The 21,001-nt window shown below is 44.5% G+C and carries 19 protein-coding genes and 2 tRNA genes; 9 read left to right on the top strand and 12 right to left on the bottom strand.

From position 1 onward, the window contains the following. Positions 1–101: 101 nt before the first annotated feature. Positions 102–1,253, top strand: coding sequence for a hypothetical protein (locus ACQY3H_RS05510; RefSeq protein WP_428075575.1), 1,152 nt, complete (start codon positions 102–104; stop codon positions 1,251–1,253). A 6-nt stretch (positions 1,254–1,259) separates the two neighbouring features. Here the strand turns inward: ACQY3H_RS05510 and ACQY3H_RS05505 are convergent, their stop codons facing one another. From ACQY3H_RS05505 to ACQY3H_RS05475, 7 genes are all read right to left on the bottom strand, one after another. Continuing rightward, on the bottom strand, positions 1,260–1,805 hold the full coding sequence (locus ACQY3H_RS05505) for a type IV pilin protein (RefSeq protein WP_428075574.1): 546 nt from the start codon (positions 1,803–1,805) through the stop codon (positions 1,260–1,262). Between the two features lie 135 nt (positions 1,806–1,940). Continuing rightward, positions 1,941–3,638 (bottom strand): acyl-CoA dehydrogenase family protein, encoded by a 1,698-nt coding sequence (locus tag ACQY3H_RS05500; RefSeq protein WP_428075573.1) that lies wholly within the window; start codon positions 3,636–3,638, stop codon positions 1,941–1,943. Next, a complete protein-coding gene (locus tag ACQY3H_RS05495; protein ID WP_428075572.1) occupies positions 3,638–4,867 on the bottom strand; it encodes a glycosyltransferase family 4 protein in 1,230 nt (409 codons plus the stop codon). Before ACQY3H_RS05495 ends, ACQY3H_RS05500 begins: the two co-directional genes overlap by 1 nt. After that, positions 4,868–7,003, bottom strand: a complete 2,136-nt coding sequence (locus tag ACQY3H_RS05490; RefSeq protein WP_428075571.1) for a SpoIID/LytB domain-containing protein — start codon at positions 7,001–7,003, stop codon at positions 4,868–4,870. A gap of 154 nt (positions 7,004–7,157) precedes the next feature. Further along, positions 7,158–8,444, bottom strand: coding sequence for a trigger factor (tig, locus tag ACQY3H_RS05485; protein WP_428075570.1), 1,287 nt, complete (start codon positions 8,442–8,444; stop codon positions 7,158–7,160). A 39-nt stretch (positions 8,445–8,483) separates the two neighbouring features. Further along, positions 8,484–8,565, bottom strand: a tRNA-Leu gene (locus tag ACQY3H_RS05480). A gap of 34 nt (positions 8,566–8,599) precedes the next feature. Continuing rightward, positions 8,600–8,672, bottom strand: a tRNA-Lys gene (locus ACQY3H_RS05475). A 202-nt stretch (positions 8,673–8,874) separates the two neighbouring features. On the opposite strand from ACQY3H_RS05475, the gene ACQY3H_RS05470 reads away from it, so the two are divergent. The 4 genes from ACQY3H_RS05470 (at position 8,875) to ACQY3H_RS05455 (ending at position 14,056) form a co-directional block, all read left to right on the top strand. Next, positions 8,875–10,743 carry a DUF885 family protein gene (locus ACQY3H_RS05470; protein WP_428075569.1) on the top strand — a complete coding sequence of 623 codons (1,869 nt, stop codon included), beginning with the start codon at positions 8,875–8,877 and terminating at the stop codon, positions 10,741–10,743. A gap of 205 nt (positions 10,744–10,948) precedes the next feature. Further along, positions 10,949–12,313 carry an acetate kinase gene (locus ACQY3H_RS05465; RefSeq protein WP_428075568.1) on the top strand — a complete coding sequence of 455 codons (1,365 nt, stop codon included), beginning with the start codon at positions 10,949–10,951 and terminating at the stop codon, positions 12,311–12,313. A gap of 67 nt (positions 12,314–12,380) precedes the next feature. After that, positions 12,381–12,998, top strand: a complete 618-nt coding sequence (locus tag ACQY3H_RS05460) for a DUF47 domain-containing protein (protein ID WP_428075567.1) — start codon at positions 12,381–12,383, stop codon at positions 12,996–12,998. 11 nt (positions 12,999–13,009) lie between these two features. Continuing rightward, positions 13,010–14,056 (top strand): anion permease, encoded by a 1,047-nt coding sequence (locus ACQY3H_RS05455; protein WP_428075566.1) that lies wholly within the window; start codon positions 13,010–13,012, stop codon positions 14,054–14,056. 74 nt (positions 14,057–14,130) lie between these two features. Here ACQY3H_RS05455 and trxB read toward each other — a convergent pair whose 3' ends face one another. The 4 genes from trxB to ACQY3H_RS05435 are packed head-to-tail and all read right to left on the bottom strand — an operon-like array spanning position 14,131 to position 17,104. Further along, a complete protein-coding gene (gene trxB, locus ACQY3H_RS05450) occupies positions 14,131–15,060 on the bottom strand; it encodes a thioredoxin-disulfide reductase (protein ID WP_428075565.1) in 930 nt (309 codons plus the stop codon). Continuing rightward, positions 15,057–15,611, bottom strand: a complete 555-nt coding sequence (locus ACQY3H_RS05445) for a Maf family protein (protein ID WP_428075564.1) — start codon at positions 15,609–15,611, stop codon at positions 15,057–15,059. Before ACQY3H_RS05445 ends, trxB begins: the two co-directional genes overlap by 4 nt. A gap of 1 nt (position 15,612) precedes the next feature. Next, a complete protein-coding gene (locus ACQY3H_RS05440) occupies positions 15,613–15,831 on the bottom strand; it encodes a hypothetical protein (RefSeq protein WP_428075563.1) in 219 nt (72 codons plus the stop codon). A gap of 16 nt (positions 15,832–15,847) precedes the next feature. Then, complete coding sequence (locus tag ACQY3H_RS05435) at positions 15,848–17,104, bottom strand: MDR family MFS transporter (protein WP_428075562.1); 1,257 nt, start codon at positions 17,102–17,104, stop codon at positions 15,848–15,850. Between the two features lie 97 nt (positions 17,105–17,201). Between ACQY3H_RS05435 and ACQY3H_RS05430 the strand changes: the two genes are divergently transcribed. Both ACQY3H_RS05430 and ACQY3H_RS05425 read left to right on the top strand, forming a co-directional pair. After that, a complete protein-coding gene (locus ACQY3H_RS05430) occupies positions 17,202–17,888 on the top strand; it encodes a YggS family pyridoxal phosphate-dependent enzyme (protein WP_428075561.1) in 687 nt (228 codons plus the stop codon). 16 nt (positions 17,889–17,904) lie between these two features. Beyond that, a complete protein-coding gene (locus ACQY3H_RS05425; protein WP_428075560.1) occupies positions 17,905–18,171 on the top strand; it encodes a DUF167 domain-containing protein in 267 nt (88 codons plus the stop codon). An 80-nt stretch (positions 18,172–18,251) separates the two neighbouring features. Here the strand turns inward: ACQY3H_RS05425 and ACQY3H_RS05420 are convergent, their stop codons facing one another. Further along, the gene (locus ACQY3H_RS05420) at positions 18,252–18,794 is read right to left on the bottom strand and encodes a type IV pilin protein (RefSeq protein WP_428075559.1); all 543 of its coding nucleotides are present in this window, start codon (positions 18,792–18,794) and stop codon (positions 18,252–18,254) included. Between the two features lie 250 nt (positions 18,795–19,044). On the opposite strand from ACQY3H_RS05420, the gene rpsB reads away from it, so the two are divergent. Together rpsB and tsf are read left to right on the top strand one after the other, a co-directional pair. After that, positions 19,045–20,106 carry a 30S ribosomal protein S2 gene (gene rpsB / locus ACQY3H_RS05415; RefSeq protein WP_428075558.1) on the top strand — a complete coding sequence of 354 codons (1,062 nt, stop codon included), beginning with the start codon at positions 19,045–19,047 and terminating at the stop codon, positions 20,104–20,106. A 72-nt stretch (positions 20,107–20,178) separates the two neighbouring features. Next, complete coding sequence (gene tsf, locus ACQY3H_RS05410) at positions 20,179–21,000, top strand: translation elongation factor Ts (protein ID WP_428075557.1); 822 nt, start codon at positions 20,179–20,181, stop codon at positions 20,998–21,000. Position 21,001: the final 1 nt, after the last annotated feature.

Below are 21,001 nucleotides of genomic sequence, written 5' to 3'. Positions count from 1 at the left end.
CCGACGTAAAATACATAAAACCGTTTTTATTTGTTTTACGCGCGCACAATACAAATTTGACTTTTGGCGAAATTTGATAAAATAAAGGCGGAGTTTTCGGTATGGTTCGCGAGTTTTTATCCCTTGATTTTTACGGCGGCGAAATTATCGCCGCTCTTGTTTCCTTAGATGAAGAAACCGACACGTTGCGGTTGCGCCACGTTTTGCGTAAATCGTGCAAATCGTTTGCCGGAGCCCTTGTGCGCGATATGGATGGCGCCCAGCGTGAATTAACTGCCGTATTTAACGATATTGCCCAATACACTGTCAATCCGCTAACCGTACTGGTAGGGCTTCGCGGGCCGTTTTTGTCATTCAAACACTCCAGCGGCTGTGAATCTATCGGTGCACGTCACAACCGTATAGGCACCCACGAAATTGAAGCGGCCTTGCGCGCTTCCATTCCTACGACTTTAAACAATCAAATCGATGTAGTGGATGTATTTGCCCAATCATATATTATTGACGGAAACGAAAATATCATCAACCCCAAAGGAATAACCGGATTCACCCTAGAGGCCATTACCTTTTTAACCATGGCCCTTTCGTCGCATGTAGAAACCCTTTCTAATGTGTTTCGTGCCTGTGATTGCACCGATTTTCAGCTCTGGCCGACCATTGTGGCGCAGGCAGACCGATTAGTAACCGCCGGTGAAAAAACCGCGGGAGCGTTACTGCTGGATATCGGGCAAAAATCGTCTTCTGCCGCACTGTATTACCAAGGTATTTTAATGGACGCGCGCGAAATTGACTTTGGCATGGAACGTTTAGCACAAGCCGTAGCCGATTTACTGCAAAACGATTTGGAAACTGCCAAGGACGTTCTGAAAACTTATGAAATAGGAACGGACGAAGTGGTGGACGAAGTGTTGGAAGATGCCCATTTAAATTTACTACACGCGCTAAAAAAAGAATTGTTACAATCGCCGGAATATGTAAAACACCGCCCAAACACCCTTGTACTCACCGGGACAGCCATTGATAAAAATATGATTAAAATGTGTAAACAAATTTTTGAAATGCGCAAAGTTCGCCCGGCACACATTGATGATTTACTGACCGATTGCGGCCCGGCCGATTTACCCGTTTATTCCGGTGCCATTTCGCTTATCAGCCACGCACTTGCCCGCGAAGAACAAGAACATGGTATTACCCAAGAAAAACCCGCCGGACTGCTCGACGGGCTTTGGTCTAAATTCGGGGAATTGTTTTAGAACAATTTAATTAAAATAATAGACGGCGTAAGAATTTTCCGCTGTTCCCGAACCGGAATTATGGGTCGTTTTGTAAGTTACATTTTTGCATAATTTATTAGCATATGTATCGCCACTTTTTGCATAGCAGGAAATCCCCCCACCCGCCGGAGATTGAGAAAAATTTTCATTACCGTTAGTATAAAATGCATAGAGTAGTATATTGGCAATTTTATTATCAGCAGCTATAAGGCCGTTGGCCGATCCGCCACCAGTATTTCTATGCAAAGCGATTGTCCATCCGTCGGGGGAAGTAATTACATTAGAGTTAACTGTTCCCGGTAACGTAACGGCTAATACATCCCAATCTTGAGTATAGGTATTATTGGCTAAATAATATGCTTCTTGGGCTTCCATCACGCCTTTAACCATGGCTACCAATTTCATCAGCCGCGCTTTATCCACCGCCATACGATATTGCGGCAAGGCCACACTTGCCAAAATGCCGATAATCAAAACTACCACTAATAATTCTATTAACGTAAAACCACTTAAACGGCTCTCTATTTTCATAACAACACTCCTTGGTATGATTTTAGTTGAACAAATATATTTAACAAAAAAAAAACAAATGTCAAATAATATTTTGCATCCCAAAAAAAATCTCCGGTTTCATACCGAAGATTTTTTTGAATATAAGAACGGCTATTATTTCAACTTTTCAAGCAGCGTGGGGATAATTTCGTATAAATCCCCCACCACGGCGTAATTGGCCATTTTCATAATCGGCGCATTAGGGTCTTTGTTAATAGCTACGATAACAGGCGAACCGCTAATACCCGCCGTATGATGTGTTTGCCCCGAAATTCCACAAGCGATATATAACTTCGGCTTGACAGTTTTTCCGGTAACACCGATTTGACGTGAATTATCTATCCACCCATTATTTACTACCGGTTGTGTGCATGCCACTACCCCGCCTAAACCGTCGGCCAATTTTTGCAGTAAATTAAATCCTTCTTTCTTTCCGACGCCGCGTCCCCCCGCCACGATTACTTCGGCTTGCGAGAGATCCGTTTCCCCGGCCTGTTTGCCGACTGACGACACTTGTTTGGTGTGATAATCACGTAACAGGTCATCAAGCGTACCCGTTTGACGGGCCGGCGAAGGCTCTGCCGACGGCGTATTGACACTATATTCTTTGATAAGCGCGGTCAAAATTTCGTTCTTTTGAATATGGACGGTACCTTCGTAGATTTGGGTTACTTTGGCATCCCGCATATATTTTTCAAGCGGAAAATCGCGCATATATGCAATTCCGCCGCACAGGGTAACGCACTCGTCGGCCACTTCCATAGCCACGTTAGAGCAAAACAATTTGGCTTCGGCGCTGTATTTCGTCCAACGCGCCACTTTTAATTTTTTAAGTTCATCGTGGATAGACGTGCCGTTGGCGATAGCGTTTCTGACTGCCGGCAAAAATTCTTTATCCATCCGATGCGTTAAATTATACACAAACGCACGTCCGGCTTCGGTTTTGGCAGCCAATTCGGCTACTTTGTGACCAAGTGCCTGAAAAGTAATAAGCGGCTGCCCGAATTGCTTACGGGTGCGCAAATACGGAATCGTAATATCAAGCGCCCCTTGCGCAATACCCACCGCTTGCGCGGCTACGCCGGGACGGGAATAATCAAGCGTTTCTTGCAAATAAAGAAGCCCGCGGCCTTCACTACCGAGCAAATTTTCTTTCGGCACACGCACGTTATCAAAAATCAGTTCATACGTCGGGTTAGATCGGATACCCATTTTCGTTTCTTTTTTTCCGAACGAAAACCCCGGCGTGCCTTTTTCAATTACGAGTAACGAAATGCCACGCGCACCGCGGCTGGGATTGGTGTTGACGGCTACCGTATAAAAATCGGCTTCTTTTCCGCCGGAAATAAAGTGTTTGGCACCGTTAACAATATAATAATCGCCATCTTTGATAGCGGTAGTTTTTAAGGCGGTAGCGTCCGAGCCGGCTTCGGCTTCGGTTAAGGCAAAAGCCCATAATTTTTTCCCGCTGGCTAAATCAGGGCACCACCGTTCGCGCTGTTCTTTGGTGGCGGCTAAATACATAGGGATTGCGCCCAGAGCGCTTGTTCCCGTCGTTAAAGCAAGCCCCGCACAACCGCGCGAAAGTTCTTCAAACGACATGGCTAAACACGTAATTCCCCCGCCGCGGCCGCCATATTCCGGCGCCAGCCACAAACCGAACATGCCCGCTTTACGGTATTCGTCTAACATCACGCGCGAAAACTGCTCCTTTTCGTCCATTTCGGCACGCAAGGGTTTAATTTTCTTTTCCACCAACTCGCGGCTGGTGTTTAATACTTCTTGCTCTAATTCGTTAAGTGCGTGGTCCATTATTTTTTCTCCGCGGGCTTTCTAAACGATTTTCTGCGGCGGAAGAAACGGCGTTTGCCACCGTTCTTTTTAGTCGGCGGGACTAAACTGCGGTATAATCTTTCCTGTTTTTTCACCATCGTAGAAATGGAAAATTCGGAAAAATCACGGTGATCTATCGCGCTTTCAAAACGGGAACGTAAAGCCCCGTGCCGCAAGAGTACTTTAAGTTTTTCGGCAAACATATTGATATCATTTGTCGGCACCAGAAAACCGGTTTTATTATTCGTAATAATTTCGCTGATACCGTCCACGTTATAGCAAACGGCCGGCACGCGCATAGCCATCGCTTCCAAGAGCGACATCGGCAATCCTTCCCGCAACGAAACACTGGCAAACACATCGCTGATGGCTAAAAGTTCAAGCGGATCGTTACGCCAACCGGGGAATAAAACTTGCTTTTCAATACTTAAATTTTGCGCCAAATTTTCAGCCGTCTTTTTCAAAGGGCCTTCGCCGGTGAAAATAAAATATACATTCTTCATTTGGCTGAGCACTTTATAGGCAGCCAACACAAAATGCACCGGGTTTTTAAGCGGCTTAAAATTGGCCAGCGCCAACACGACTTTAGCATTAGCGGGAATTTTCAAAGAGGCCTTTTTGGCAACCGGATCAAATTTAAGCGGCAAAATCGGGTTAAAGTTAATGCCGGCGCGTATTAGTTCCGTACGTACGTTTTTAACAATACCTAATGCTTTGGCTTCGTCGGCATTTTTGCGCGATACAAAGACCAAAACATCTGTTAATTTAGCACAAAATTTTTCCACCGTTACGAAAAACTTAAATTGTCTTTCACCTTGTTCTTTAGCAAATCCCAACCCGTGGAAAGTGTGAATTACTTTGGCCTTGCGCCAAAAAACACGTGCAGCGATACGGCCTAATACCCCCGCTTTAGGAGCATTGGTATGGACGATATCCGGTTTTACTTTGCGTAAGACACGCCCCATTTGCAACAACGCAATACAGTCATGAAAGAAATATTTGATATGCGTATCGTGGCGTAAAGCGGAGATAAAAAAGACATGATCTTTATCTCCTTTAATTTTACCGTCTAACCGTCCGCCGGGGCCGGTGGCTAAGAAAGGCTCAAACTGTTGCTTATTTAAGTTTTTTACCGTCATCAGCACACTGGCTTGTGCCCCGCCTTGATCCATGCGGGTAATAAAGTACAACACTTTTGTTTTTTCCATTTACTTTACCGCTCCTGTTTGGGTGTTCAAGATGCGCGCCTGCGGGAAATAATACTTAATAATGGCCATAAAGTCCGCACCTTGTTTGGCTAAACCGTCTGCACCGCGTAAGCAAAGGCCGTTTCCTAACCCGGTATCATAACCGCGCACCAAGACGCTTTTGATATTTTTCCCTTTGTATAATGGCACGATATCAAACAGGTTGGAGCGCATAGTCCCCGCACTTAACACAAAAGCGGTTTCTTGCGGAGTTTGGGTTTCGTATGTCCCTTTGCTTCCTTCAAAACGCATAGACAAAATGCGGCCGGTAGGCGATAAACGCACCGGAGTCATCGCACGCAGTTTGCCGATGTTTTGTTGGTAGGCCAAACGGTTTTCAATGTCTTGAGCGTCATACAAATAGATCCACTTGATACCGGCCCATTGGGTAGGATCATGCGGGCGGGAATATAAGTCCGCCGGCGGATTGGATAAAACATATTTGCTGACGTTTGCGGGTGAGAAAACATAACCCGGATCAGACGCGCTGTTTTTTACTGTTTCCGCCCCAAGCACCCCGCAATCGGCATAATATCCGGCGGGAGCCTGTGTCAGTTGAACATGGCTGGAAGTTTTAGACGCGTCTAATAAATCTTTGAAAATCAAATTGATACCTTCAAAATGGAATTCTTCATCATTGTCGGTAATGTGATACGGAGCGGAAGAACGGGCTTTTACGGTAGCCAATAAGGCCGAGCGAAACACTACCGCCAGCGCCGTTAATGCTTCTTTGTGCTTAATTTCTTGGACTTGGGTAGCCAACAAGGCGGGAATCAAATCTTCCGCATAGACGTTGTTAATTAACGTAAACCCGGCCGCAGTAGGTACAACCGTTAGAGAACCTTTCAATTCTTTATCACTGAAATTAGCGGCAAACATACTGCTTGCACGCACGTTACGCACGAGCAACGTGTGTTTGTCTTTGACTAATGAAAATGTAAAAGGACGTTTGGCGGAAAACTCTACATGCCCGCGGTTATCGGTTACGTCTACGCCTCCCGTTACAGGGTTAAACACAATGGTTTTTTCAATATAGCCGGGGATATGCAATACTTCGCCTAATTTATCATCGGTAATTTTAATAGCACCCGACCCGAGTACCGAGACCGCTTGTAAGGTTTGTACTTCACGTGCATTATTAGCATATAATCCCATGCGGACTAACGTAGATGAGGTAGAAGGCATTACATGGACAATCGGTTGTTCTAAACGCAGATAAAATAAATAGTCCATACCTTTATCGCCAAACTCTTGTTCGTATTGGGCTATTTTTTTAGCGAGTTGTTCATTACGGGTATCTAAACTGTATAATGTTGCATAATACTGCCACGCGTGTAAATGGTTTTTTTCCTTCTCGGAAAGTTTGGCAAACAACTTGGCAGCCGCATAATTTTTTTCATCATGAGACAAAGATTGCTGTAAAAATACCGGGGCTAATTTTTTACCGTTTTTAGTTTCCGAAGCAATCCGCCCCAACATATACGATACAAACGAAATGACATAAGGATTAGAAGTATAAAGATATTGCAGTTCAGACGCGGCTTTTTCGCGTTTACCGCTAAAATACAAAGCAAGTGCATTGCCTAATTTAGCCGATGAAACATATTCAAAATCAGCCGTCAAATAGAGTAAATCTTCAAACGCTTTGCGGGCTTTTTTATATTTCCCCGCACTAAGCAAAATCCACCCATGCGTTAATTGAATAAACGGGTCTTCCGGTTGCAACGAAACCGCTTTTGCGATATAGCGTTGGGCTTGTTTAATTTGACCACGTTGCACGGACAGGACGGCCAGTTCCAAATTTGCGGCGGTTGCCAAAGGGACTTCTTCGGCGTTTTCATAGGCTTTTAAGGTAATAAAACATTCTTCTACACTATCAATAATACATTTTTGGGTAACCGCTTTAATTTCGTCAGGCAAAGAATAATCCAACACGCTCTTATAGAGCGCTGATTCATTTAAGTTCCCTACAAACCGGGTAGCGGCCAATGCCGGCTTTGCCCCCGTTTGTGCAGACGGTGCCACGTCAGGAGTTACTTGCGCCCACGCAGCGATACTACCTAAAAAAGAAAGTCCCAAAACGATATAATTTCTCATATAGCAATTATACCATAATACACCGGTAGGGTTTATGTTTTTCCCACCCCGACAAATAACCCCCGGGCAGAATGCCCGGGGGTTGAGGTTAAAACCGTTTATCTAGTTAGCAACTACAAAACGGTTTTTTCCGCGCGCCTGCAACGCGCAGAAATTATTTGTAACTCGCTTGCGCTTTCAAGAAGTCAAACACTTTGCGTTCGGTAAGCGTCGCCAAGATGTGTTCTTTGCGTTCATCAAAAAACGCTTTAATTTTCTTCTCGTCCGATTTGTTTTGGGAAGACGAAAGGCTCTTATCTAATTCGGCTTTCCAATCTTCCTCGGTGGCTTGCAAGTTTTCTTTTTTAGCAATCGCGTGAACAATGTATCCAATACGCAAATCTTTTTCTACCGTCGGGCGGATGCGTTCTTCAAACGCTTTGTGTTGCTCAGCGGTTAATTGTTCCGGTTTAATTTGCGTCATATTGTGCACGAAATTGTGTAACGAAGATTCCGTATATTCTTCTACCAAACTTTGCGGCAACGCAAAATTATTCATTTTAACTAAGTGGTTTTCAATTTGGGCCACTTCGTCGCGTTGGGAGTTTTGTTTGGCTTCGGCATCTAAACTTTCTTTGACTTTCTTTTTAAGTTCGTCTAAAGTTTCAAAACCCATATCTTTGGCGAAACTATCATCCAAATTCGGTACGATTTTATTTTTAATATCGTCCACCGTTACATGGTAAGAAATGGTATCGTTGCCTTCTTTGGTTTGCACGTCTTTTTCATCGCCTTTCTTAAGGCCGATTAACGCTTCTGCTAAACCGGGCATGGTTTGCGGAGCAGACATATCCACCAGTTCGCTATCGGCACTTAATTTATAATCGTCTTGACCGTTGCGTTGGCCTTTGTAATGGATGACCGCATAGCATTTATCGTCAATGGTAGCACCTTCTTGGGCGCTTTCCAACCGGGCATTAGCATCTAAAACGCGGTTTAGATTTTCTTCCACGTCTTTATCGGTAGCAGTATCGGATTTTTTGGTAATTTCAATACCTTTATAATCTTTTACTTCAAATTCCGGCGCCACATCTACCGCCATTTCAAATGAAAATGCGGTATTGTCTTTGAAGTTGGCAAAATCAGCTTTGGTTAAGGTAGGAACGCCAACCGCATCCAATTTAGCATCGGTCACAGCCGAACTGATAGCGGCTTTAACCGTTAAATCTAATGCGCGTTCTTTAATATGTCCGGCAAAATTTTGTTTCACTAAATCAAGCGGTACTTTACCGGCGCGGAAACCTTGCATTTGAGCGCGGGATTGTACTTGTACGGCAGCATTTTGAAAACTTTTGGTTACTAATTCGGCACCGGCTTCTACCGATAACGTTACCCGGCAACCTTCTTTACTGAGTTGCTTGGTTTTGACTTCTCCCGCTTGGGCGGTTTTGAAAATGGACATCTTAATACACTCCTTGTTAACCGGACGGGCCGGAAAATATGGACGGAGAGGGACTCGAACCCTCACGGATTATTCCATACGCTCCTAAGGCGTACGCGTCTACCAATTCCGCCATCCGTCCGAATTGTTTTTTAATTTATGAGAACTTCAAAAAGTGGGCCATGTGAGGCTCGAACTCACGACCTTACGCTTAAGAGGCGTCTGCTCTACCAACTGAGCTAATGGCCCTAAAAGTTGACTTCTTTATTATAGCAAAAAATAAGGAACGGGTAAAACTTTTACATTCCAACTGCAGGTTAGGTACCTTTGAAGCAAAAAAAGTATATCATTTTTATACTTCTGAGGCAAAAAACATTTTCGGTTGACAATTCCCCCCGATAAACGCTACAATAAAAATGCGCTGTATTACTTTATTAAAAGGATATTACACATGACTTATTGCAAATCTATTTCTATTGGAGTCTTGTGCGCTGGCCTATGCTTTGCATCCAATGCCTTCGCTCAAGTCTCTTTTAATTTTGAGAACATTGATACAATGCTCACCGACAATCTGCTGGATGAAGCCGCCAAGCGTTATTCATCGGTTATTTTGTCTTTTCACCCGGAACAAGCGACACGTTTAGGTTTCAGTTCGGCTAACAATAAATTAAACACCCGTTCTCAAAAACAAACCACTCAAATGTTGACGGTATTGTACTCAGTGCGAGAATCTTTAAAAGCCATTGATGTCAAACAACTTTCCGAAGCCAAACAGGCCGATTATCAACTTTTGTTGGATAGTATCAATATGACTATTTGGCAAGAAGAACAAGGCCGTTTTCATAATGATCCTTTATATTACACTCAATCGTTAGACGCTATTTATGATTTAATCACCAAATCTATTACGTCCCCCAAACAACAACGTGCCGATTTGGCCGCCCGATTAACCCAACTTCCTCAAGTAGCCGAACAAGCAAAAAACAATGTGACGAACCCGGCTCCGTTTTTAGCGCAATTAGCCATGGAAAAAGCCTATTACGCTTATTTATCTGCCGACGAATGGGAAACCGCTTTACAACCTGACGTAACCGATCCGGATTCCGTCAATCAGGCCAAGCGGTTAGTTTATAATGCCAAACAAGCGGTCAAAACTATGTTTGACCACTTCAAACAACTTTCCCAACAAACCTCCGGCCAAGATTTCCGGTTAGGGAAAGACGCATATTTCTTCATCTTAAAAAATAAATATCAATGGATAGGCAAAAAACAAAATAAATTCTTACGCGAACTGGATAAAGATATTGTTTCAACCCAAACCGCCCTTACCAAAGCATTAGACACGTTCTTGCAACAGGAAGAAGAAAGCGATGAAGTCACCGTCGTGGACGGATTGGAAGCCAAGACGGAAAAACCGGCCAAAAAAAGAAAAAACAAAGATTTTCAACTGCGTAATGCCCAAGATTTTTATGCGGCTTCCGCGCCTTTCATGACGGCAGAGATAGACGAAGTCCCGTTACAAACATTAGACAAAGATGTCCAAGAAGCATTAACGTTTTTAATACAACAAGGGGCTCTACCCAAAAAAGCCATGTTATTTAACATAGACAAAATGCCGCAATACTATGCCTATGATTATGCCTACTTGTTCCAACCGCCGTTTGGAGACCAATTAGATCCCAAACCGGAATTTTTACTCCGTGTACCGACGGGGAACAAACGCACCCAACAAGAACAATTTAATCAAGATTTCAATGCGCCGACACGCAAACTCATGATTAGTAAAGAACTTGTTCCGGGCCGCTATTTGCAAGCGCAAAACACGTTGTCTAATTCCGCCATTCGCCGCTTATTCCCGTCTGAAAGCACGGCTAACGGCTGGTCAGTTTATGCACAGCAAATTGCTAAAGACAACGGTTATTTAAGTTTAGATGAAGAATTACTGTTTGTAGCGTGGAACAATTATTTACGTTCCTTGGCCGCATGGGCAGATGCCAATTTGCACACGCGCCAATACTCGTACACCGAAGCAATGGACTTTTTAACCCAAACCCACGGCTTACAAGAAAAACAGGCGGAAAACATATTAAAATATATCGTCGCCCATCCCGGTGAAGCCGTTAGTTATCAAATCGGGCTAAATGCGTTTAATGCCGCACACGAAAAATTTAGAAAGAAACAAGGCAAGAAATTTAACGAAGCCGATTTCAATGCTAAATTATTCCAAATCGGTAATGTACCGCCGGATATGTTAGAAGATGAATTAAGCCGGTTATATAAACGCGATGCCGAATTGAAAAAATTAAAAGAATCTTTTTAATCGGGCTCAATAAATTCAAAACACCCCCGCCAATTGCGAGGGTGTTTTTTGCTTCTAAGAATCTCATGAAATAAGCCGACAAACAGGTACGACAAAAAGAGATTATCACGTCATTTCTTATAATCCGTTCACACACAGATAGCGGCTTTTTTTGTACAATAATAAAAGAGAAGTTTTTTTCTCATTTTTCCCTAGGGAGTAAAGCATGATTATATTGTTTTTGAATTGTGGTAGTTCCTCTGTAAAATACAGCGTCTATGATTGGGAGCAAAAAAAGAGTTTATGCGCCGGTGGTGTAGAACGGATTGGTATTGACGGCACCCGCCTTACGCAAGACCGCCCCGGTTTCCCGGAATATGAAATTAACCAAAACTGCAAAGATCATAAAGAAGCCATCAATTTAGTAATTAACACCTTGACCGATAAAGAACACGGCGTCATTGAAGATATTAACGTCATCAGTGCCGTGGGTCACCGCATCGTACATGGCGGAAAATTTGCCAAATCAGTCGTCGTAGATCAAAGCGTTATTGACGAACTTCGCAACATTTCCGATTTAGCCCCCTTACACAATCCGGCGCACATTATGGGTATTGAAGCCGCACGCGCACTACTTCCCAACGTTACGCACGTGTGCGTGATGGATACCGCTTTTCACCAAACGATGGAACCCGAAGCCTACATGTATGCATTGCCGCGTAAATGGTACACCGATTATGCCGTACGCAAATATGGTTTTCACGGTTCGTCTGTGCTATACACCTCTCGCCGTGCGGCCGTGTTAATGGATCGCCCGGTAGAAGAACTTAATACGATTGTCTGCCATTTGGGCGCCGGTGCCAGTTTAACGGCTGTACAAAAAGGCCGTTGTATTGACACGAGCATGGGCTTAACCCCGTTGGAAGGGTTAGTCATGGGTTCCCGCTCCGGAGACATTGATCCGTCTGCTTGTTTCTACATGATGAAAAAACTAAACATGTCGCCCGAAGAAATGTATCCGATTTTGAATAAAAAAAGCGGTATGTATGCCTTAACCGGCGACCGTTTTTCCGACCAACGCGATGTACGCAAAGGTATTGAACAAGGCGACGAACTTTGCGAAATGGCCGCGCAAGTACAAGCGCACCGTATTAAAAAATACGTCGGTGCGTATATGGCGGAACTGGGCAGTTTAGATTGTATCGTCTTTACGGCCGGTATCGGAGAGAGAGACCCCGATGTCCGTGCGCGTTCACTGGCGGGACTGGAAAACTTTGGTATTATCGTAGATCAAGAACGCAACCGCGCTGCCAGCACCAATAAAGCAGAGTGCTTGATTTCCGCGCCTAACTCAAAAGTAAAGATTTTTGTAATTCCCACCGATGAGGAAATCGTCGGCGTACAAGATATCGTGGCTATTTTGGAAGGCAAATACGATGTCTATACGAAATTCCGGTATATTTTCCAAGAGAAAAATTACCGCAACAAACTGCGTGATGCAGCGTTTATAGAAGATGTTAAAAAACATCCCGAATTATTAAAAGCGGCTATAAACTTGCCCGAGCAGTTGAAAAACGAATTGAAAAAGTAATGATGCGCCCGTTTGCGTTTTGGCAAGCGGGCGTTTTTACAGACTAAATAAAATTGGAGAAAACCCCATGTTTTTACCGAAAGAAGATAAGTTCTTTGATTTGTTTGACAAGCAAGCGGAAAACATCGTCCGCGCGGCAGAATTTTACCGCAAAATTGCTGAAGAAGGTAGTTTCACGCCGGAAAATGTGCGTAAAATGCACGAATTTGAACACTATGGCGATGAATTGACACATACCACCATTAACAAATTGAACGAAACATTTATTACCCCGTTTGACCGCGAAGATATTTTAGCATTGGCCAACCGGTTAGATGATATTATGGATAACATCTATTTACTGACGAATCACTTTCATCTTTACAAAATCACCACACCGACGGAGTATAGCAAAAAGTTAGCCGCCACGTTAGAGCAAACCACCAAAGCGTTGCAAAAAGCACTGGCTACGTTGCGCCATAAAAAAAGCATGACCGAAACCTTGCGCCAATGTGTGGAAATCAACCGTTTGGAAAACGAAAGTGATGTATTACACGACGAGGCTATTTCGTATTTATTTGAACACGAAAAAGACCCCATCATGGTCATCAAACATAAAGAATTATACGAAATTGCCGAAAGCACCACCGATTACTGCGAACACGTGGCCAATCTGGTGGAATCTATTTTGGTGAAAAATAATTAAGGCAACGATCTATGGCTTGGATTATTTTTCTAATTCTTTTGGCGCTGTTTTTTGATTATCTAAACGGATTTCACGATGCGGCTAATGCCGTTTCCACCGTCATTTCCACGCGGGTACTTTCTCCGCGTTTGGCGGTATGGTGGGCGGCATTTTTCAACTTCGTAGCGTTTTTGATTTTCGGAACAGCGGTAGCAAAAACTATCGGAGCAGGTATCATTTACACCCAATTTATTGACTCCAATTTAGTGTTTGGTGCGCTCATCGGGGCGTGCGGGTGGAATTTGATTACTTGGTGGTTTGGGTTGCCGTCCAGTTCTTCTCACGCGCTTATCGGCGGGCTGATTGGGGCAGGTTTTCTAAAAGGTGGCCCTTCTGCCTTAGTAGCCAGCGGTATTTTGAAAACGGTAGCGTTTATTTTCATTTCGCCGATATTGGGTTTTATTCTCAGCACGGTTATCGGCATTATCGTATTTAATATTGCCAATAACTTTAAGCCCTCTAAAGTGGACGGATTCTTCCGCCGGGCAGAACTTTTTTCCGCCGCGGCCTATTCGTTGGGATACGGCGGTAATGACGCGCAAAAAACGATGGGTATTATCAGCATGTTACTTGTTGGCGGACTCGCCGGAGCGGAAGTGGCCCCACTGCAAGAGTTTTTCTATTCCCACCAAGAGTTAGCCGCCATACGCGCGGGCGAATTTGTGGTGCCGCTCTCGGTCGTCATTATTTGTCAGGGAGCAATTGCGCTGGGGACACTTTCCGGCGGGTGGCGTATTGTAAAAACGATGGGTCAAAAGATTACGCGCCTTCGCCCGGTGGACGGTTTCTGCGCGGAATCGGCGGCAGGTATTTCCATTTTCTTCGCTTCATTTTTGGGAATTCCGGTCAGCACGACGCATACCATTACGGGTTCTATCGTCGGTATCGGTGCCTTGCGCCGTTTATCGGGCGTGCACTGGGGCGTAGCCAAACGCATTGTATGGGCGTGGTTTATTACCATCCCGGCCGCGGCGTTTATCTCGGCCATTGCCTACGAACTCAAAGTCCTGTTGTTTTAGATAAATAGCATAAAATAACATAAAAGAGCCGCCACGCTACATACGTGACGGCTCTTCTATATGAAATACAAGTTTTACCGATGTTTATTAACAAAGGCGGCAGCTTCAATACCGGCTTTGGCGCCACTTCCCGCCGCAATAATGGCTTGGCGGTAGTATTTATCGGCACAATCTCCGGCGGCAAAAATGCCTTCTATGGTCGTATGTGTGCGTTCGTCAGCCAGCACAAGTCCGCTATCGGAAAGGGCCACCAAAGAATCTTTCAGAAACGCCGTTTGCGGAACGGCCCCGATGGCCACAAACACACCGGAAACGTCCAAATCTTTCGTTTGGCCCGTTTGCACATTTTTGACACGCAACCCCGTTACGATGTCGTCGCCCAAAATTTTCTCCGGCACGACGTTTAATACAAATTCAATTTTCGGGTTATTGCGTGCTTGTTCCACCGTTACTTGATCGGCGCGGAACCCTTCGCGGCGGTGCACTAAATAGACTTTAGGGCAAAATTGCGCCAGGAAAAGAGCATCTTCAAAGGCGGTATTTCCCCCGCCCACCACGCACACATTTTTGCCGCGCATAAAGAATCCGTCACACGTTGCGCAAGCCGACACACCTTTGCCGCGCAAATGTTCTTCTTCCGGCAAGTTAAGCCAGCGCGCCTTAGCGCCGGTAGCAATAACAATGCTGGCCGTCTGATAAACTTTTCCGCTGGTGCAGGTAACGGTAAAAGGAGTTTTTTCGCCTTCAATTTTGGCGACTTCTTCCAACGTAAATTCCACCCCCAACCGTTTGCATTGTTTATGCATGGTATCCATGATTTCAAATCCGCCGACGGGATTAACAAAACCCGCATAATTTTCAATTTCGTTGGTCTGTAATAATTGCCCACCGGGTACACTCCCTCCCGCGATGACGGTTTTCAGTCCGGCGCGCACCGCATAAATAGCAGCACTGCACCCCGCCGGGCCCGCCCCGATAATAAGTAAATCTGTTTGTTCTGTCATTTCAAAAACTCCTTAAATAATTTCTCAAAAAATTCTACGGGAAATCCCACCACATTGGTTTTACTGCCTACAATTTTTTCAATAAACGGGTCTTGTTCGTCTTGTACCGCATAAGCACCGGCTTTATCCATGTGTTTTCCGGCCAAATGCAATAATTCTTCGTCGGAAAGTTTGCGGGCTTTGCATTTAGACACATCATGCCCAAATACGATTTTCTGCTCTTTAAGGCACATCACGCACACACCCGTATAAACACTTTGCCACGCCCCGTTTAATTTACGTAAAATACGTACGGCATCGGCCTTGTCTTTCGGTTTGCCGATAATCTCGCCTTTACAAAAAACAAGCGTATCCGCTCCGATAACAACCGCCGCGGGATATTTTTGCGCTACATCAAAGGCCTTTTGTACGGCTAATTCTTTTACGCGCGCCGCGGGACGTTTTTTGGTGCTTTTTTCCGCACATTGGGACGGAATAACATCAAACTTTACACCTAATTTTTTAAGCAATTCAATGCGCCGCGGCGATTTGGACGCTAAGACGATATACATATTATTTCTTTACAAATTTACAAATAATCAAATAGCCGATAATTAAACCCACTAAACCACACACCGTTAAGTGAATACCGAGCGGGTGGATACCTACGCTATATACGCGGGTTAACGCACCGGCCATTTGGGAAGGTAAAAACGAGGCTAATTTTTCCAGCCCGATACCTAATACGCCGCCTAATACTAAAGTCAGTAGTGTAAAAATAATTCCTCTCATTGTGTGTCTCCTTAAATTAACTTAAAGTTATTGTATCTTTTTTTATGGGAACCGGGGCGGTTTGTTTGCCGTCCTCGCTATCTGTTAACGAATAACGCATCCGCCAAAAGCCCACTCCCGCCAACACCGCTACCGCACCGATAATCAGCCACGGCCCGGCGAGCAAATGCGGTGCCACATAATCACCCAACAACCCCGCCGTAAAAAATCCGAGTGCGGAACCCATATTATAAAAAACCATTAAAAGCCCCAAATACCGTCCGCGGGTTTCGCGCGAAGCGATGTTAGAAACCATTGTCTGCTCGCCGGGGGCCACAATCAATTCGCCTACCCCCGCCAAAAACACGCCTAATGCAATCGGCCAAAATGAACCGAAAAATCCTACCGAGCCAAACCCGACCGCATATAAAATACATCCCCAAAACATAGCAGATGAAAGCCGATGTTTTGCCATCCATTTAGAGGCGGCTTGTTGTAAGAAAATTACCACGAGTCCGTTAATCGTAAAAAACCACCCGATAAAATACTCCGGCATCTGTAAATACTGCTTACAATGGATAGATAGCCCGACGACCAGTTGCGAATTAACCGCCGTAATCATCACGACATACAAACAGATTTTGGCAAGGCGCGTATCGGCTAGCGACGTCAGCATAGTGGCAAAACTCGGTTTGCGTGCCCGGGAACGGGTAGCCCGTTTAGAGGTACGGTCTTTAATCAGACGGCCTAAATATAAGATAGTGGTAGCATACAATAATGCCGTAAAATAAAAAGCCATACTGTACGAATAACGTACTAAAAAGCCCCCCACGGCCGGGCCGAGTGCCCACCCGATATTGAGCCCAATACGAATCATGCCAAAGGCTTCCACCCGTTCTTTTAATGTTGTGTGATCGGTCACCCACGCATTAGCCGCCGGACGGAAAAACGCCCCTAAAAAAGTAGTAAAGAAATAACACGTCAGCATCCACCCGGCCTGTGCGTGGAGTTCAATACATAACGCCAGCGAAAACATCGCAATAATTTGGGAAAACAACCCCCACATCATCACGTTTTTTCGCCCGAACGCATCTGCCAGTTCGCCGGAAATCGCACTGGATACACACCTGGATAAGCCGGCCAATGCCACAATAAGCCCCGCCATAGCGGGCGGCAAGTGCTGCTGGCTAATTAAATAGATAGTAAAAAACGGCAAGGACAGCCCATAACCAAATAATAAAATTCCGTTGGCTACAGCCACGAGCCACATGCCTTTTCGGGTAACGGCTTGCATAGTTATATTTTATGAAATTTAGCACCGCGCCGCCTTATTTTGCTAAAAAAAATGGCGTATTAAAGTAAATTTTTGTATAATATGTCAAGGGGTTTTTATGAACAGGGAAGAAAAATTACTCCAAAATTTTCAAGACGTGCAAAATTCCCTGGCAACGGCATGTAAAAAAGCCGGACGTAACCGGCAAGAAATAACCTTACTGGCCGTTACTAAATATGCCCCTGATACCGATGTACTATTTTTGTTGCAACAAGGTCTATTAAAACACATCGGCGAGTCGCGGGTGCAACAAGCACTCAAACGTTGGACAAGCCCGCAGTTTGCAAGTTTTAACGTAGTAAAACATTTAATCGGGCATTTGCAACAAAACAAAGCGGCCAAAGCCGCACAATTTTTTGATTTTATTGATTCGCTGGATAATTTTGAAACCGCGGAAATTTTAGATAAGCACACGCCAGCCGGAAAAAAATTACGGGTGCTTGTGCAAGTAAAATTAACCCAACGCGAAACCCAATCGGGCTTGTCTTTACAAGAAGCGCGCAAGTTGGTTAAACAAATACGCGGGTTAGAAAACTTACAAGCGTGCGGGTATATGGCAATCGCTCCGCAAGGTGCAACGGAAAACGAATTACGTGCCTTATTTGCACCGCTGAAAAAAGCGTTTGACGAGGATTTCCCAAAAGAGCAAGAAAGGTATTTATCTTTGGGAATGAGTGAAGATTTCATGGTGGCTGTGGAAGAAGGCTCTACGTTACCGAGAATTGGCAGCAAGTTATTTACCTAAATTAAGGAGTCGTTATATGATTATTAAAGTCCGTTTAATTCCCACCGCGGGACGCAACGAAGTGATTAGCCGCATCGGTAGCGTGCTACGTGTGAAAATTAAAAATAAAAAGGTAGATGACGAACCGGCCAACGCTCTTATGAAAACATTTTTGGCAGATTTTTTTAACGTACCCGAAACAAGTATTATTATTGTCAAAGGGAACAAAGGCAAAGAAAAAACAGTGGAAGTGCGTGATAAAAGCGAAGAAGAACTCCGTCAAATTATGGACTCTATCCCGTAGACTTTTCCAAGCCGTTTAACGTACACATAAAACACCCCCGATTTCGCTCATACAGCAACCGGGGGTGTTATTTGTATTATCTAGTAATTCCAACCGTATGCTTGCTCCGACCAAGAATTAGGATAAGGGTCATTGGTATCACTTTTGCAAATTTGATAATTGATATCCGAGGCTGTAGGTTTGCTTCCCGATCCCCATGCCAAACAATAAATTTGTCCGGGATCAAAGGCACTGTTTAGAAAGTCTATATAATACGCCAAATAATCACTCTCATTTTTTCTCAATACACAATAGACAACACTCCTGCTTGCATTGCTAACGCTTATCGTACAAGATCCCCACGAAAAACCAACGATATGGTTTCCTTCGTCCACCCATGATGATGGCAGCGAAACGGCCAGTTGTTCAAAATCGGTTGTATAGGTTCCGTTGGCCATATAATAAACTTCCTCGGCATCTGCAATACTTTTCGCAGCGACTTTGGCCTGCGTAAAACGACTTTTCCATACTGCTTTTTGATATTGCGGCAAAGCCACACTTGCCAAAATCCCAATAATTAATACAACTACTAATAATTCAATCAACGTAAAACCTTTTGGACAATCAAAGACCGTATTTTTCATTTTTTTCTCCTTTTAATACAATCAATCATTGAACAAATTTTAACAAAAAAAAAAACCATGTCAAATAAAAATTTCTCACGGATATAAAATTTGCCACACTTTCCCCTTTTTTATATAATGTAATAGGTGAAATTGAGCGGAAAGGCGAAAAAAGTCAGTAAATCAAATGCCTGTTCCGACATCACCAAGGCAAACGCCACCGAGGTATCCTCTACCTTAATTTAGGCGCAAGCCACAGGAGAAAAAATAAATGAGTAATGTATCAATGAAAGCCATGTTGGAAGCCGGTGTGCATTTTGGTCACCAAACTTCCCGCTGGAATCCGAAAATGGGACGCTTTATCTTCGGTGAAAGAAACGGTGTCCATATCTTAGACTTACAAAAAACCGCTAAAGAACTTAAAAAAGCCTGCGCTTTTGTAAAAGAAGAAAGCAAAAAAGGTGCTAAATTTTTGTTCGTCGGCACGAAAAAACAAGCCCAAGAAGCCATTCAAACCGAAGCCGCTCGCTGCGGTGCTTATTGCATCCACGAGAAATGGCTCGGCGGAACGTTAACCAACTTTCAAACCGTAAAAAAATCGGTTGAACGCTTGAACGAACTTGAAAAATGGGAAGCCTCGGGTGTTTTCAAAGCCATTTCCAAAAAAGAAGCCAGCCGCTTAACCAAAGAAATGGTACGCTTGCAAAAATTATTGGGCGGAATCCGCGATATGAAGGTTCTTCCCGATGTAGTTTTTGTAATTGACCCGGTAGATACCGCCGGTGCCGTACGCGAATCTTACACGTTAGGCATCCCGGTAGTCGCTGTTTGCGATACCAACGCCGACCCCGATATGATCAGCGTTCCCGTACCCGGTAACGACGATGCCGCTCGCTCTATTAAATTGTTCTGCGCCGCGATGGCCGACTCTATTTTAGAAGGTCGCGCCGAAGCCGATCCGTCCAAAGCCGCCAAAGAAGAAGAAAAGGCCGTAGAAAACCCGGTCATGGCACAAGCCTTTGAAAGCGCGATGTTAGCCGCCGAACAAAAAGAACAAGCCGCCGAAGAAGTTAGCGCGGAAGAAAAACCCGCCGAAGAACCGGCTAAAGAAGAAGTAAAGGCAGAAAAACCCGCTACGGAAGATAAACCCAAAGCGAAAAAAACCACCGCTAAAAAAACCACCGCTACCAAAAAAACAGCGACTAAAAAAGCGGAAGAAACGGCTACGGAAGATAAACCCAAAGCCAAAAAAACCACCGCTAAAAAAACCACCGCTACCAAAAAAACGGCGGCTAAAAAAGCGGAAACAACTGCCAAAGAAGAAGCCAAATAATTTTGCTTCTGCGGAGAGTTCCCCCCGCGGGAACTTTCCGTAAAATTAGCCGATATTAGGAGAAAAATAACCATGTCTTTAATGGATGATATTAAAACCTTAAGAGAAAAAACCGGCGCCGGTATGATGGATTGCAAAAAAGCCCTTACGGAATGCAAAGGCGATATGGAACAAGCCATCGTGTACTTGCGCAAAAAAGGCTTGGCCGCTATGGCTAAACGCGCCGACCGCGACACCAAAGAAGGCCGCGTAAGCGTCAAAACCGACGGCAAAAATTTCGCTATGGCGTACTTGGGTTGCGAAACCGACTTTGTGGCCAAAACCGACGATTTTATTAAACTCGCCGACGAACTCGCCCAATATGTGCTCGAGCACCCGGGTTTGGACTACATGAATGATGAACACATCAAAGCCCAAATTACCGAACGCGCCCCGAAATTTGGTGAAAACACCACCTTCAAAGGTGCTTTTAACTGGACGCCCGCCGAAAATTCCGTCATGGCTTATTATGTCCACTCGGACAATAAAAAAGCCTCCATTTTGGAATTGGCCGTCAAAGGTAATTGCGACAAAGCCGCCGCGACCGAAATCGCCCGCGGACTTGCCATGCACACCGTCGGTATGCAAAGCGGTTGGGTAGATGCCAAAGATATTCCGCAAGAAGTCATTGACCGCGAACTCGACATCTATCGCACGCAAGCGCAAAACGAAGGCAAACCCGCCGAAGCCATTGAAAAAATGCTCCCCGGCAAAGTCAAAAAGTTTGCCAAGGATAACTGCCTTTTAGAACAACCTACGATTAAAGATAACAAAAAAACCGTAGCGGACTACTTAAAGGAAGAATCTAAAAAATTAGGTTGCGAACTGAGCGTTGTACGCTTTGTGCGTTTCTAAT

The sequence above is a fragment of the Candidatus Avelusimicrobium luingense genome, from assembly GCF_902757105.1.
Taxonomy (GTDB): Bacteria; Elusimicrobiota; Elusimicrobia; order Elusimicrobiales; family Elusimicrobiaceae; genus Avelusimicrobium; species Avelusimicrobium luingense.
Note: the sequence above shows the minus strand (reverse complement) of the source record. Positions and strands in the feature narration are given on the sequence as shown.

What these genes read in the sequence shown, in the direction of transcription:
- ACQY3H_RS05510 (WP_428075575.1), top strand. Translation starts at nt 102, where the DNA reads ATGGTTCGCGAGTTTTTATCCCTTGATTTTTACGGCGGCGAAATTATC.
- ACQY3H_RS05505 (WP_428075574.1), bottom strand. Translation starts at nt 1,805, where the DNA reads ATGAAAATAGAGAGCCGTTTAAGTGGTTTTACGTTAATAGAATTATTA.
- ACQY3H_RS05500 (WP_428075573.1), bottom strand. Translation starts at nt 3,638, where the DNA reads ATGGACCACGCACTTAACGAATTAGAGCAAGAAGTATTAAACACCAGC.
- ACQY3H_RS05495 (WP_428075572.1), bottom strand. Translation starts at nt 4,867, where the DNA reads ATGGAAAAAACAAAAGTGTTGTACTTTATTACCCGCATGGATCAAGGC.
- ACQY3H_RS05490 (WP_428075571.1), bottom strand. Translation starts at nt 7,003, where the DNA reads ATGAGAAATTATATCGTTTTGGGACTTTCTTTTTTAGGTAGTATCGCT.
- tig (WP_428075570.1), bottom strand. Translation starts at nt 8,444, where the DNA reads ATGTCCATTTTCAAAACCGCCCAAGCGGGAGAAGTCAAAACCAAGCAA.
- ACQY3H_RS05470 (WP_428075569.1), top strand. Translation starts at nt 8,875, where the DNA reads ATGACTTATTGCAAATCTATTTCTATTGGAGTCTTGTGCGCTGGCCTA.
- ACQY3H_RS05465 (WP_428075568.1), top strand. Translation starts at nt 10,949, where the DNA reads ATGATTATATTGTTTTTGAATTGTGGTAGTTCCTCTGTAAAATACAGC.
- ACQY3H_RS05460 (WP_428075567.1), top strand. Translation starts at nt 12,381, where the DNA reads ATGTTTTTACCGAAAGAAGATAAGTTCTTTGATTTGTTTGACAAGCAA.
- ACQY3H_RS05455 (WP_428075566.1), top strand. Translation starts at nt 13,010, where the DNA reads ATGGCTTGGATTATTTTTCTAATTCTTTTGGCGCTGTTTTTTGATTAT.
- trxB (WP_428075565.1), bottom strand. Translation starts at nt 15,060, where the DNA reads ATGACAGAACAAACAGATTTACTTATTATCGGGGCGGGCCCGGCGGGG.
- ACQY3H_RS05445 (WP_428075564.1), bottom strand. Translation starts at nt 15,611, where the DNA reads ATGTATATCGTCTTAGCGTCCAAATCGCCGCGGCGCATTGAATTGCTT.
- ACQY3H_RS05440 (WP_428075563.1), bottom strand. Translation starts at nt 15,831, where the DNA reads ATGAGAGGAATTATTTTTACACTACTGACTTTAGTATTAGGCGGCGTA.
- ACQY3H_RS05435 (WP_428075562.1), bottom strand. Translation starts at nt 17,104, where the DNA reads ATGCAAGCCGTTACCCGAAAAGGCATGTGGCTCGTGGCTGTAGCCAAC.
- ACQY3H_RS05430 (WP_428075561.1), top strand. Translation starts at nt 17,202, where the DNA reads ATGAACAGGGAAGAAAAATTACTCCAAAATTTTCAAGACGTGCAAAAT.
- ACQY3H_RS05425 (WP_428075560.1), top strand. Translation starts at nt 17,905, where the DNA reads ATGATTATTAAAGTCCGTTTAATTCCCACCGCGGGACGCAACGAAGTG.
- ACQY3H_RS05420 (WP_428075559.1), bottom strand. Translation starts at nt 18,794, where the DNA reads ATGAAAAATACGGTCTTTGATTGTCCAAAAGGTTTTACGTTGATTGAA.
- rpsB (WP_428075558.1), top strand. Translation starts at nt 19,045, where the DNA reads ATGAGTAATGTATCAATGAAAGCCATGTTGGAAGCCGGTGTGCATTTT.
- tsf (WP_428075557.1), top strand. Translation starts at nt 20,179, where the DNA reads ATGTCTTTAATGGATGATATTAAAACCTTAAGAGAAAAAACCGGCGCC.